General features: G+C 59.6%; 8 protein-coding genes and 3 pseudogenes. 4 read left to right on the forward strand and 7 right to left on the reverse strand.

What is annotated here, in order from left to right; all coding sequences use genetic code 11:
* Positions 1 to 429: 429 nt before the first annotated feature.
* From G3480_RS22550 to G3480_RS22560, 3 genes are all read right to left on the reverse strand, one after another.
* Positions 430 to 984 (reverse strand): WG repeat-containing protein, encoded by a 555-nt coding sequence (locus G3480_RS22550; RefSeq protein WP_164656312.1) that lies wholly within the window; start codon positions 982 to 984, stop codon positions 430 to 432.
* A gap of 117 nt (positions 985 to 1,101) precedes the next feature.
* A complete protein-coding gene (locus G3480_RS22555; RefSeq protein ID WP_164656314.1) occupies positions 1,102 to 1,362 on the reverse strand; it encodes a hypothetical protein in 261 nt (86 codons plus the stop codon).
* 39 nt (positions 1,363 to 1,401) lie between these two features.
* A complete protein-coding gene (locus tag G3480_RS22560) occupies positions 1,402 to 2,448 on the reverse strand; it encodes a helix-turn-helix transcriptional regulator (RefSeq protein WP_240905986.1) in 1,047 nt (348 codons plus the stop codon).
* 268 nt (positions 2,449 to 2,716) lie between these two features.
* On the opposite strand from G3480_RS22560, the gene G3480_RS22565 reads away from it, so the two are divergent.
* Together G3480_RS22565 and G3480_RS22570 are read left to right on the forward strand one after the other, a co-directional pair.
* Positions 2,717 to 3,142: a hypothetical protein gene (locus G3480_RS22565; protein WP_164656316.1), complete on the forward strand. Its 426-nt coding sequence runs from the start codon at positions 2,717 to 2,719 to the stop codon at positions 3,140 to 3,142.
* Positions 3,143 to 3,144: 2 nt separating this feature from the next.
* Positions 3,145 to 5,391, forward strand: coding sequence for an AAA family ATPase (locus G3480_RS22570; RefSeq protein WP_164656318.1), 2,247 nt, complete (start codon positions 3,145 to 3,147; stop codon positions 5,389 to 5,391).
* 442 nt (positions 5,392 to 5,833) lie between these two features.
* Here G3480_RS22570 and G3480_RS22575 read toward each other — a convergent pair.
* A pseudogene (locus tag G3480_RS22575) lies at positions 5,834 to 5,941 on the reverse strand (IS200/IS605 family transposase); the annotation flags it as partial.
* Between the two features lie 97 nt (positions 5,942 to 6,038).
* Between G3480_RS22575 and G3480_RS22580 the strand changes: the two are divergent.
* A complete protein-coding gene (locus G3480_RS22580) occupies positions 6,039 to 7,286 on the forward strand; it encodes an ISL3 family transposase (RefSeq protein ID WP_164656319.1) in 1,248 nt (415 codons plus the stop codon).
* Positions 7,287 to 7,417: 131 nt separating this feature from the next.
* Here the strand turns inward: G3480_RS22580 and tnpA are convergent.
* A pseudogene (gene tnpA / locus G3480_RS22585) lies at positions 7,418 to 7,675 on the reverse strand (IS200/IS605 family transposase); the annotation flags it as partial.
* Between the two features lie 170 nt (positions 7,676 to 7,845).
* Positions 7,846 to 7,932 (reverse strand): annotated as a pseudogene (locus G3480_RS22590) (IS200/IS605 family transposase); the annotation flags it as partial.
* Between the two features lie 169 nt (positions 7,933 to 8,101).
* On the opposite strand from G3480_RS22590, the gene G3480_RS22595 reads away from it, so the two are divergent.
* Positions 8,102 to 10,219 (forward strand): DUF262 domain-containing protein, encoded by a 2,118-nt coding sequence (locus tag G3480_RS22595; protein WP_164656321.1) that lies wholly within the window; start codon positions 8,102 to 8,104, stop codon positions 10,217 to 10,219.
* A gap of 219 nt (positions 10,220 to 10,438) precedes the next feature.
* On the opposite strand, the gene traN is transcribed toward G3480_RS22595, so the two are convergent.
* The coding region (gene traN, locus G3480_RS22600) for a conjugal transfer protein TraN (RefSeq protein ID WP_164656323.1) at positions 10,439 to 11,482 on the reverse strand (1,044 nt) is incomplete at its 5' end.

Consider the following 11,482-nt stretch of genomic DNA (forward strand, 5'->3'; position numbering starts at 1 on the left):
TACACGCTTCAGCGAGGTCGGCGGGCGGCTCACCGGGCTCCTGGACGGCGCGGCGCAGACGGAGCGGACGTTGCACTAAGAAAGCGTCCATCAACAACTTCCCCCCTTTCGCAAAGGGGGGCTAGGGGGGAATGGCGCTAACTTAAGATTTTTACTCAATTGAATCAGAAGCTTGCAGATGCCTTTCTGGAGCCAAAATTGTTGGAAAGCCACTGTCTGGGCGGGTGCCGCCAGTCAAGCCTTCAGCAAACTCAGTAAGTCGGTGATCAGCGTTCCTTTCAAGCAACTGATTTAACGAATATTTTACCTAAGTTAGTGCCATTCGGGCTAGGGGGGATTTCGGGCGGCATCGCTCGCATCGGGAAACAATTGATGGACACTTGCTAAGCGCCGCTGAGCGCCAGACGTGGCGTGCCCCCTGCAGCGCTCTCACCGTGCCCGCGCCTGCGCCTCGCTGAGCTGCACCGGGACGACTTCCCGGCCCTGACGGTCGATCCAGCCCCAGCGTCCACCGCTCACGCGGCTGTGCTCGCCCTCCTGAAGCGGCCGACAGCCGCGACACACCAGTGCCCTGCCCTGCGCAAAGGGCCAGCCCCAGTCGTAGCGCGGGCCGATGACTTCTCGGAAGTGGGCGTCGACATAGGCCATACCGCCGACGCGTAGGGAGCGGACCAGCCCCTCCACGAAGGGATCCGGACCATTGTCGAGGGTCACCACCGGCAAGGACTCACCCGTGGGCCGGACGTAGTACCACTGCCCCGCGACCCAGACGGCGGCAAGTCCATGGGTCGTGTCGCGCATCCGTCGCAGATGCGCCGAGGCCAGGATCAGCGCATCGTCCGCTCGAGCCGCGCAGGCGGGGTGCGACGCCAGCTCAGCCGCCCCACCCCGCTCGACATAGACGCACGCCAGCGGATAGCGATCAGCGCATACCAGCGCGCTCCAGAGCCAGAACGGGAGTATCAGGAAAGCAGATCGCACCATGACTGCATACCGGTCGTGTCATCTTCGAGAAAGCCGAGCAACTGCAGTGCCGGTCAGTTCTCGACCAGACGCTGCGACAGCCATGAAAGACAGTCGGTTAACGCCGTCTAGCACAGCTTATCCACAGAACTGCTCACGGGACCTGGGGACAAGCGCGTCCGGCCAAGACGCGGAATCCTGTCTCTCGATGGTCTGCGTCCGCAGCCTCAAGATGACCTTGCGAATCAGGCTGAGGAAGACCCGAAGCTCATCCGGTGCGAGCCCCGCCAGAGCCCGAGCCTTCACCGCGGCGGCTGCCGTCTTCGCCCGTCCGTCCTCGGGATCCTTGCGGTGCTCGATCAGTCCGTCACACTCCAGGCGCACCCGAGGGTTGGCCATGGTGGGCTGCACGGTGTCTTTGCCGTCGGACGATGATCTTCAGCGCGCGCCATACAATGCCGACGCCTTGCGCACCTGGGCCGCGACGATCCGTCGCAGGTCGGGCGGGCTGACCACCTCCAGATTATCCCCCGCCCCCAGCAACCAACGCAGCAGTTGCCCGGTCGAGGGCACACGCACCCAGAGCCGCAGCTCAAAGTCGGCGCCCTCCGGCTCGTCCTCCAGGCGCTGATCCGGCGCCATCGGACAGGCCCTCAGCAGCTCGGCCAGATAGCCCCGAACGCGCAGTTCCAGATCGATCAACGCGCCTTGCCCGAAATCGATCCGGCCCTCGGCAATCGCCCGGTCCAGATCGAATCCCTCGACCTGACGCGCGGGCGTCGCCGTCAAGACCTCGGCCTTGACCATGCGATGCAGCGCATAGAAGCGCACGGGGGTCTCTTCGTCATTCTTGAGCGCGAGCAGATAGGCGATGGGGCCACGTTGCACGGCGGCCTGGGGCTGCAGCACGGCGTCGCTGCGTGCGCCGTCTGCCTTGACGTAACCGACCCGCAGCGCGCAGCGCAGGATGAGTGCTTGGATCACCGCGCTCAGCACACCCGGATAAAGCGCTGCGGGCAGCAGCCGAAAGGTATCCGGCACGACGCGCAACCTGGATTCGTCGAGCCTCGGGGCCTGCGTGTTGGTCAGCAAGGTGCGCCACAACCGATCCAGTTGCCGTTGCGGCACCGCTTCGCAGGCCAGCATGCGGATCTGATTCAGCGTCCACTCCCAGATGACCGGATCATCGTCCTCGGCATCGCTTGCCAGACGACGGTAGCGCAAGGGCTTGCGGCCCGTATTGACCACCGCGATCCGCTGCTGTTGGACCAGCGCTTCCAGGTCGCGTTGCACCGCGCGTTTGAGCGCCCTTTCGCTCGCCGCGTTGTAGACGTCCGCGACGCGTTCGCTCAACTGAGTGGTGCTCAGGCAGGCGTCATCTGGGGCGCCGAAGGAGATGCATCGCATCAGATGCCTGAGACGCTCGATGCGCGCGACGTGCTTGGGCTCGGATCTCCGGTTCATGGCGGTGAAGTATAGGGGCATGAAGGCGCTCGATGCGACAAGGTCAGTCGTATCTGTGCGCTATAACGCACGACGCATCCACCGATGCCCGACGCTTCCATCCCTGAAAACCTGAAGCACTGCGTTGTCCCTCGACCGGGACGACCGGCGGCGCCGGCTCTTTAACAATTCAGTGATCGACAGACGGCCGCCGGACGCGCTGGAGCGCGGTTCCGGTCGCCGTGTCTTGTGTTGTATCCATGAAGGGACTGGCCGGTGCCTGTCCTGCTTTCGACGAGAGGAGTCTTGAATGCCTCGCAACAACGACAGTCTGTCCTCGCGCGAGCTGCTCGCGCGCATCGGCCTGAGCGACGCGCACCCCATGGATCTGCTCGATGACGAGCCCTTGGAGGATCTGCGCGGCGACGTCGGTGCCGCCTTGCGCGAGCGCTACCAGGCTTTGGTCCAGCGTCATGCCTTCGCCCCCGGCGACCTGGTGACCTGGAAGCCGGGCCTGAAAAACCATCGCGTGCCACGTTATGGCGATCCGGCCGTGGTCGTCGAGATCCTGCAGACGCCCGTGTTCGACAGCGACAAGGACGCCGGCAGCCCCTATTTCCGCGAGCCATGTGATGTGGTGCTGGGTCTATTTATCGACGACGCGGCGATCCGTGGCGAACTTCTGACCTTTCATTTCGACAGTCGCCGCTTTCAACCCTGGACCCAGGAGATTTGAACATGCTCGATCATCGCACCCTGTGGAAGCAGGATTTCAGCACCGTGCCCGCCGTCGAGCGGCGCACCGCCCGCTATGCGTTGCAACTGTTCCAGGGCGAACAGCACTTGCATGCGCAGCTGCGCGATCAGGAATATCTGAACGCACTTTGGACGTTGACGCGCCCCTTGCTGGATCCGCGTGCGCTGGCGGCCTGTCTGCCATCAGCGGTTGGTGAGGAGCCCGCGTGGCTGAGGGTTGAGTATGAAGATCTGGAAACCGCCCTCCAAAGGGCCTTGCATGAAGAAGACGGTCACGAGCAAGCGGACGATGGGGATGAGCCGAATCCCGCCGAACGCGCGGAATCGCTGCGCCAGCAGGTGCGTGTCTTCCTGAAAACACTCCCCGGCTGGGTCGTGAAGCGTTTGGCCGAGGCCGATGGGAACGCGCCGACATCGACCACAGCGGCCCTCCTCGGTGAGGCGTTGGGACTCGACGCCACGGCCATGACCCTCCTGGATTACCTCGAACACCGCGAGCTGTCCGAGCCCCTGCGCGTGCTGTTGCGTGCGCAGAGGCACACCAGAGGAAATATGGCCGCGCGGATCAATCTGGAACGCCTGGCCAGGGTCCTGGATCTGGACCGCGCGTGTGCGCGCAACGCGCTCGCCAAGCGCGCCCCGCTGCGGGCGCTGCGGCTAGTCGAATGGACTCGCCATCACACCGATTTGGAGGACTTTCTGCCCCCCAGCGACCTGCTGCGCGAGGTGATGGAGGCGGCACCGGCGAATGTTGACGCCCTGCTCGCGCTGCTGACCGAACCGGCGCCGGCGGGCGCCTGGGGGCTAGACGCCTTTGCGCATCTCGCCCAGGACGCCGGGCGTCTGCGGGCGGTCTTGCGCCAGGCCGCCACCACCGGGGCCGTGGGTGTTAACGCACTCTTCCATGGTGCGCCCGGCACCGGCAAGACCGAGCTGGCGCGGGCCTTGGCGGATGCCTGCGGGCTGACGGCCTATCAGGTACGCAGCGACGACGAGGACGGCGACGGGCTCTCGCGCGAAGGGCGGCTGTCGGCCTATCTGGTCACACAACGCCTGCTGGCCCAGCGCCGTGACGTGGTGCTGATCTTCGATGAGGTCGAGGATGTCTTCGCGGCCAGCGACAACCTGTTCGCGCTGCTGCGTGGCGACAGCGCGACCGGCAAACAGAAAGGCTGGATGAATCGCCTCCTGGAGGACAATCCGGTGCCGGCGATCTGGATCGCAAACGGCACGCGCGGCATGGATCCGGCCTTTCTGCGTCGCTTCCTGCTCCCGCTGGCCTTCGTCACCCCGCCGCGTTCGGTACGGCGCCAGATGGCCGAGCGGCATCTGGGCGACTGCGGTCTACCACCGACCCTGCTCGACGAGCTGGCCGCCGATCCGGCCCTGGCCCCGGCACAGTTGGGCGCCGCGCGGCGGTTGCTCGATCTGCAACCGGAGGCCGCGCCGGAACCGACAGTGCGCGCGGGGGTGGCGGCACTGCGTAGCCTGCTGCATGGCACGCCCGCCCCCCGCCGGCGCGCGCCGGCCACGGCCTTCGATGTGGCCTATCTGAACCTGTCCGGAGGCATCACGCCGAGCGCCATCGCCCAGGCGCTGCACCGCGAGGGTCGCGGCAGTCTCTGTTTCTATGGCCTGCCCGGCACCGGCAAGACCGCCTTCGCCGAGGTGCTGGCCGAGGCGCTGGATCGGGAACTGGTGGCAAGGCAGGCGTCGGAGCTGATGTCGCCCTATGTCGGGGAGACCGAGCAGAACCTGGCACGGCTGTTCCGCGAGTGCGACCCGACCCGGACGCTGCTCCTGCTCGATGAGGTCGACAGCTTCCTCGCCGATCGGCGTCAGGCGCAGCGGAGCTGGGAGCGCACCCAGGTCAACGAGCTGCTGCAGCAAATGGAGTGCTTCCCGGGGATCTTCATCGCCGCGACCAATCTGATGAGCGGGATCGATGCGGCGGCCTTGCGGCGGTTTGATTTCAAGCTGCACTTCCGGGCGCTGACGCCCGCGCAACGCCGGGCGCTCTTTGCCCGCGAGGCGCTGGGCGACGCGCAGGCGCCGGTGCCGCCGGCGCTGGCCCGGCATCTGGAGGGGCTGGAGGGCTTGACGCCGGGCGACTTCGCCAATGTCTGCCGGCAACGTCAATTGCTCGGCGAGGCGCTCAAACCGGAGCAGTTCTTGAGGCGGTTGGCAGTGGAGTGCCGGCTCAAAGGTGAGGGGGTACGGGCGGCCTGAGTGGCGCGATCGAATCAGGATGAATCGGCCCGGGATGGCCTGCTTACGTGGAAGAGGGTTTGAAGTAGTGCAGTGACCAACTTGGCTCAAAAAGCAATGACTTGGCCAGTCAATCCTAAAATCAAAACGACCACAGGCCGCTTGACACGGCCGTATTCATCCATGCAGACCCAACGGGCTAAGGCCGCGATATACTAGCCGCGTCGTTCAATTTTTTCAGTCTGCAAACTCTTTCACGAAATGCGGACACCGAACATCTTAGGCTGTCTCGCCGCACTTAATCCAACGTGGGCGTTGGGGACATGGAGCTTGAGAACTGCCTCTAATTTCCGAGATTTAAACTTTCAGACTTTCGGAAACCGAACTCAACAACCACCAGCTAAAGCTGGTGGGTTGAAGTTACGGACTGAAAGTCCGGATACAGGTCGAATAGACCCATCGGTTACTCGGTTCGGAAGTTATCGTCGGTCTTCGGCTCAAAATGATGCTCCAGGTAGTGCTTGATCATCTCTTCCGTCACCTCGCCGGAGGTCACACAAAAGTAGCCGCGCGGGCTCTCCCGGATTTCAAGTGGCACATGACATTTTACAAATCATGATCTTACGCGAGCCTCTGTCAAAAAACCGTATTCGAGCAGTATCATTTATATGATCGACAAAGAACAGCTTCTGAGCTTATTAGGAATCTCTGAGATCGAGATTGAACGTGTGGTCATTGAAAACCCAAAAACCATTAAAATTCATATCAAAAGCCTCAAAGATGGCAGCCATTGTCACGGTTGCGGTAAGGCGATTAATTGTTTTCATGGATATGGCCCAGAAATCGAATTGCGCCATTTGCCGATTCTCGGCTACAAAGTCTATCTTGTCATCCGCCCCAAGCGCTATCGCTGTGAGATTTGTGAGGGGCGTCTGACGACCAGCCAAGTTCTCGATTGGTATACCCCGAAAAGCGCGATGACGACGGCTTACGAACAAGATGTCATGCGCGCATTGATCAACAGTACGCTTCAAGATGTTAGTTTGAAGTACGATCTTGGGACAGCCGCTATTCAGGAAGTCGTGGATCGACTCATCGAGACGAAAGTGAATTGGACGCCGATCGCCGCGCTGAATGTCATTGGGATTGACGAAATTGCGTTGAAGAAAGGACATCGTGATTTTGTGGCGATTGTCAGCGCCTATATCGACGGCGAGTTGCGGGTCATCGGCCTTCTTGCAGAGCGCACCAAAGCGGCGGTTCGGGATTTTTTCCTAAGCATTCCCAAGCGGTTGCGTCGAACAGTCAAGATGGTCTGCTCCGATCTCTATCTCGGGTTTATCGCGGCGGCGAAATCCGTCTTCGGCCCCCGTGTCGCAATTTGTGCGGATCGCTTTCATGTCGCTAAATTGTATCGTCAAGGCGTCGATGACTTGCGCAAAAAAGAAATGAAGCGACTTCGCCAATCGCTCTCAAAAGAGGCTTATGATGCATTGAAGAACGCCCACTGGATTGTTCGCAAGTCTCGCCATGAATTGACGGCTGACGAGCGTCGGATCCTCAATCGTTTATTCCAACATTCTCCCCGGATACGTGAGGCGTATGAATTATGCGAAGCGCTCACGGCTATTTATGATGCCCCTGTCTCGAAGGGGCAAGGCAAGCGCAAAATCAGAGGCTGGATGCAACGGGTCGCGAATAGTCAATTAACCTGCTTTAACCGCTTTTTGAAAACGTTGAACAGCCATTGGGAAGAAATCACCAACTATTTTATTGACCGCCGCACGAGTGGATTCGTTGAGGGACTCAACAATAAAATCAAGGTCATTAAGCGGCGCTGTTATGGCATCACGAACCGGGATCATCTCTTTCAAAGGGTGTACCTCGATTTGAACGGCCACGCACGATTCGCCTAGTGGCTCCATATTAATCAATGACTTGCAATGCTGGTGACCAGCCTGATTTTGAGGGCTGCGTGTCCGGCAAAAAAGACGATAAACCTTTGTTTTTAATGAATTTGATTTAGCACTTTAAATCCGGGAGAGCCGCCGCGCGCCCAGAAATGCCGACCCCAGTAGCGCTTTTTTAGTTCGGGAAAGGTCTCAAATAGCTTCGTCGAGGTGCGCCCCTTGATCCGTCTCATGATTTCACTCGATGCAAGATTCGGAGGCGCGGACACCAATAGGTGAATATGATCCTTACTAACGACCCCCTTGAGAATCTCGATCTCGAACGCTTCGCGGGTCTGGCGGATCAGTGCGCGCGCCTTCAGAACGACATCCCCTTTTAGCTCGACTTTGGCCATTTTGGCAGTTCCCCGTGGCACTAACTGCCTGAATTTTCATGGGGCCGAAAAATTAGAGGGGGGGCGAGAAGCTCAAACGCCGAAACTTGCCCCCTCGCTATTTGCTGGGCGCGCTGTAACTTACTGATATTGAAGGATCTATCGAGCCTTAAAAATGGCCAAAGTCGAGCTTTTAGAACGTGATAGCGATACTTCGTAACGAACACAAAGTGATACTGGATCTTGAAGACCCTATGGCTACCGTACCGATACTCTATCTCGACTCACAAACCGCGTAAAAGGCTTCTAAAGATAAATCTGACCGCCTAAAGGCGGTGGTTTTAACCTTACTTCGGACGATAAAGATTGGGACCTTGCCGTTACCAGACTCAGTTTCTTCCCGCTTTCTGACGGGAACAGCACCGATAATCAAGGAGTATCAATCGCATGTTGACACCTACCCGATTTAGCCATCTGCCGAGTGTCAGAGACATCCTCGCGGACGGAGACACAGTCTTCGTGATTCCGACCTTTCAGCGTCCTTACGCCTGGGGTGAGAAACAGATCCAGGATCTGGGCCGGGACCTGCAAGAGGCCGCTGGAGCGACCTCTCCCCAGCACTATTTCGCTCAGGCCCACCTCGTCGAGATCGGGGTCAACGGCGGCGACTTAGCTTCTTTGCTCGATAACGAACATCAAACACTACAAGAAGCCATCATCCAAAAGCAGAACAACCACATCCGTTCATTCTATGCGGTCATTGACGGCCAGCAGCGTTTGGTGACCCTATACCTACTCTCGATCATGCAGGAACTGGTTGCACCATCTCAGGTCCTCCCAACACCCTTTCCCAACCTATTCAAGCTGATGTTGCCCGGAGGCAGCTATCTACCTCGCATCATTCTCGGGACTCAGGCGGACCACGCCTTTTTCGCTGGGATGGTCGATTGGCTGCTTGGACAAATACCCCCAGTCGCTGCACCAACTATCGAAGCCTATTTACAGGGTCTAATCGTGGCTCCCAACAGCCCCGCCCAACAGCGGTTGAAGGCGGCGGCCTTATCGCTTCTGAACACCTTCTTCTCGCCTGCGATCACACCCACCGTTGGATTGATCGCAAACCACTCGATCAAAATGGGCATCACCGAGCTTGACACTCATTACGCGCTGACATCCTTTATTACACTGAACGACCGGGGCAAGAGCCTGAGCGTCTTGGAGCGCTTGAAATCCTTGTGGCTCCAAAGGGCAGTCGTGGGTGGACACGGCCCCCTTGTCATGGATATCCATCATATCTTCGGGGATCTCTACCGTGTCGCGGATCGCTGCGCTGAAGTTGGTCTGGCAAATGACGTGGATCGCGCAGAGGATCTACTGTGTCAGCTCCTGTATCACTGGCTCAACATGGAGGATCCGAGTCACGAACTCTGGTACGGCGCCGAGACGGTATACGAATGGTTTCGGGATCATCTGTATGTTCAGCGTGTCTTGCCCAACTGGGTGGATGCCGCCAAGCGATTGCGGGATCAAATCAGCCATCTGTGTGATGTCTACTTAAGTTCATCGGCGCCGGCTCAGCCTTCCATTCATTACCCGAACACCTCGACACTCCATGAAGACTATTTCACAGTTTTGATTCGTCTCGGCCTACCGCCGCACCTGCTAGCGCTCCTGCTCAGGTTCCGCAATCAGTTCCAGATCGAATGGCATGAACGCTTTGACATCCAGGTCGCCGTCAACCCGAAGCTGATCCAACCGATCTGTGACCAGCTAAGCGCAGCGAATCGTGACCCGGCTCTGGTGGACTATCGCCATCGCATCTTAGCGCGCTTACCAGCGAACGGTTGCGCCAAGGTTTCTGACACCGAAGATCCGCCCATAGTCACCATAAGAAAGTCCATCCTTGAGGCCGTTGAACGTATCACCGTGCTCGCGTCGAAAGAGGGATCGAATCCACGTGCCGGATTCATCAGTCGCTGTGGTATCACCTTCGGCCCAGGTGCTCAGGTCGCACAGGAGATTAATGCCTGGTATGTGTTTTGTAACTGGACGGGACTCTATGATTGTTTCTATCTCGATACCCTCTGCCATCGCAATGCCCCTAGCTCTGAGTTATTTCTATTTTTTGAGTGGGAGCGTTTTCTAATCGAGCAGAGTAGCGGGACTCCTGTTGCGGGACGCCAGGGACAGCCTTCATTGCAGCTTGAGCATATCCTACCGAAGTCTTGGCAAGACACAATCGATGGAGCAGGGCAAACCTTTAGCCAATGGGGCTTCAGGGACGCAGCGGATTTCGAGCGCTCGCTGCTCAACCGAATTGGCAACAAGGCCCTGCTTTGGGAGCAATGCAATCAGTCGGTTGGCAACAATCATCCCGATATCAAAGCGAGACACTACATTGGAAACCTATGCAATCATGCGCCGCAGGCCAACGCGCTCAAACATATCGAGCAGCTTGGAAGCGATTTGATGATGCTCGGCTTAGGCCCTAGCCCGGTCTTCAAGCACTACATGGAGCTGCGTTGCGCGGAATTGGCCACGTTTGCCCTTCAGCGGCTGTGTTGAGTCAGGAAATAGGGGACGGCAGGAAATAGGGGACGTACCACGAATAGTCTCGGCGCATCAAGAAACCTCGGGGCATCACATCCTGCATGGATCACGCCGAGCAACTGAGCGGCCAAGCGTCATGCCGTTACTCATACGCACAGGGGACGGGTTGTCCTAGCCCGCCGCGCTCGACGCAGCGGGGAGTCGTTGGCTGTCCGCGATCGGTGAGGCTCGACCTCACGGGTCGGCATCCGCCGGCCTCGGCAAGGTCTCCAGCGTCTCCTCCCACCCCTGCGTCTCGGCCTTCCGATTCGCCTCGCCCGCAGTCTGGACATCACTCAGGTCCTCAAGCCGATCAGCGGTGCGGTTGCCCTGCCCTTCGGTCAGCGTCTCCAGATCCAGATCGGTCGTGGTCAAGATCAAATCCGATTCGGTCAGCATGACCAGCCATTCGGAGAGATCGATTCGACTCCAGTCGACCTGGGTCAGGGTATCGACCGCGATCCCTGAGCAGTTGGGATGCTTGGCGCTGCCGTAGCCGCCGATTCCGGCCTGGCCCCGGATCTGCTCATTCAGGATCCGCGACAGCGGTGAGTTGAAGCAGCAGAAGCTGTCGCGGCTCTCGATGCAGGCCCCGAAGAAATTCTTCTTGCAGTAAGAGCCGACCCGGTGACAGGACTTCAGCTCGCGCTGCACGCCGAGGGTGAACTCGTCCTCGGTGCACTCCCAGATGAGGCGGATCAGGATCATGACGATGGTGTAGATCAGATAGGCCCACATCACCCAGTAGAGCACGACCGAGATGGCGGGATTGAGGGCCAGGGTCGAGGCCACCGTGCCGTCGGCCGCCACGGCGGCCCCGCCGGTCGCGGCATCGACGAAGAGCGCATTGGCCGCCTGGGGGCCGAATACCGAGGCGGTCCACTGCACCGTCTGCTGCAGGAGCTGCTGTTTGAAGGTGGCGATCAGCCCCTGCTTGGCCGCCTCCGTAGTCACCGCGGTCGTATTGCCGGTGATGTTATTGACCGCCGAAGTGAAGGCATCCTTGACCGCCGACCAGGTGTCGACGAGGGGTGAGCGCAAGGTCTCCCAGGCACCGAAGGCGGGATTGGAGACGCCGGCCTTCATGAGCGACATCGTGACGCTGTCGAGCTTGGCCACCGAGAACATCAGCTGCAGATAGAGTCCCAGGGAGATTCCGCTTGGGCGCTCGCAGCAGTTGACGATGCCGCCGACCGCGCGCTTGCACTCGAGCGCCTCGCCCTTGAAGACCTGACAACT

The organism is Thiorhodococcus mannitoliphagus (genome assembly GCF_010915725.1).
GTDB classification, from domain to species: Bacteria; Pseudomonadota; Gammaproteobacteria; order Chromatiales; family Chromatiaceae; genus Thiorhodococcus; species Thiorhodococcus mannitoliphagus.

Bases quoted from the DNA above. Each gene is read 5' to 3' on its own strand.
- G3480_RS22570 (WP_164656318.1), top strand. From the start codon at position 3,145: ATGCTCGATCATCGCACCCTGTGGAAGCAGGATTTCAGCACCGTGCCC.
- G3480_RS22555 (WP_164656314.1), bottom strand. From the start codon at position 1,362: ATGGCCAACCCTCGGGTGCGCCTGGAGTGTGACGGACTGATCGAGCAC.
- G3480_RS22580 (WP_164656319.1), top strand. From the start codon at position 6,039: ATGATCGACAAAGAACAGCTTCTGAGCTTATTAGGAATCTCTGAGATC.
- G3480_RS22560 (WP_240905986.1), bottom strand. From the start codon at position 2,448: ATGCCCCTATACTTCACCGCCATGAACCGGAGATCCGAGCCCAAGCAC.
- G3480_RS22565 (WP_164656316.1), top strand. From the start codon at position 2,717: ATGCCTCGCAACAACGACAGTCTGTCCTCGCGCGAGCTGCTCGCGCGC.
- G3480_RS22550 (WP_164656312.1), bottom strand. From the start codon at position 984: ATGGTGCGATCTGCTTTCCTGATACTCCCGTTCTGGCTCTGGAGCGCG.
- G3480_RS22595 (WP_164656321.1), top strand. From the start codon at position 8,102: ATGTTGACACCTACCCGATTTAGCCATCTGCCGAGTGTCAGAGACATC.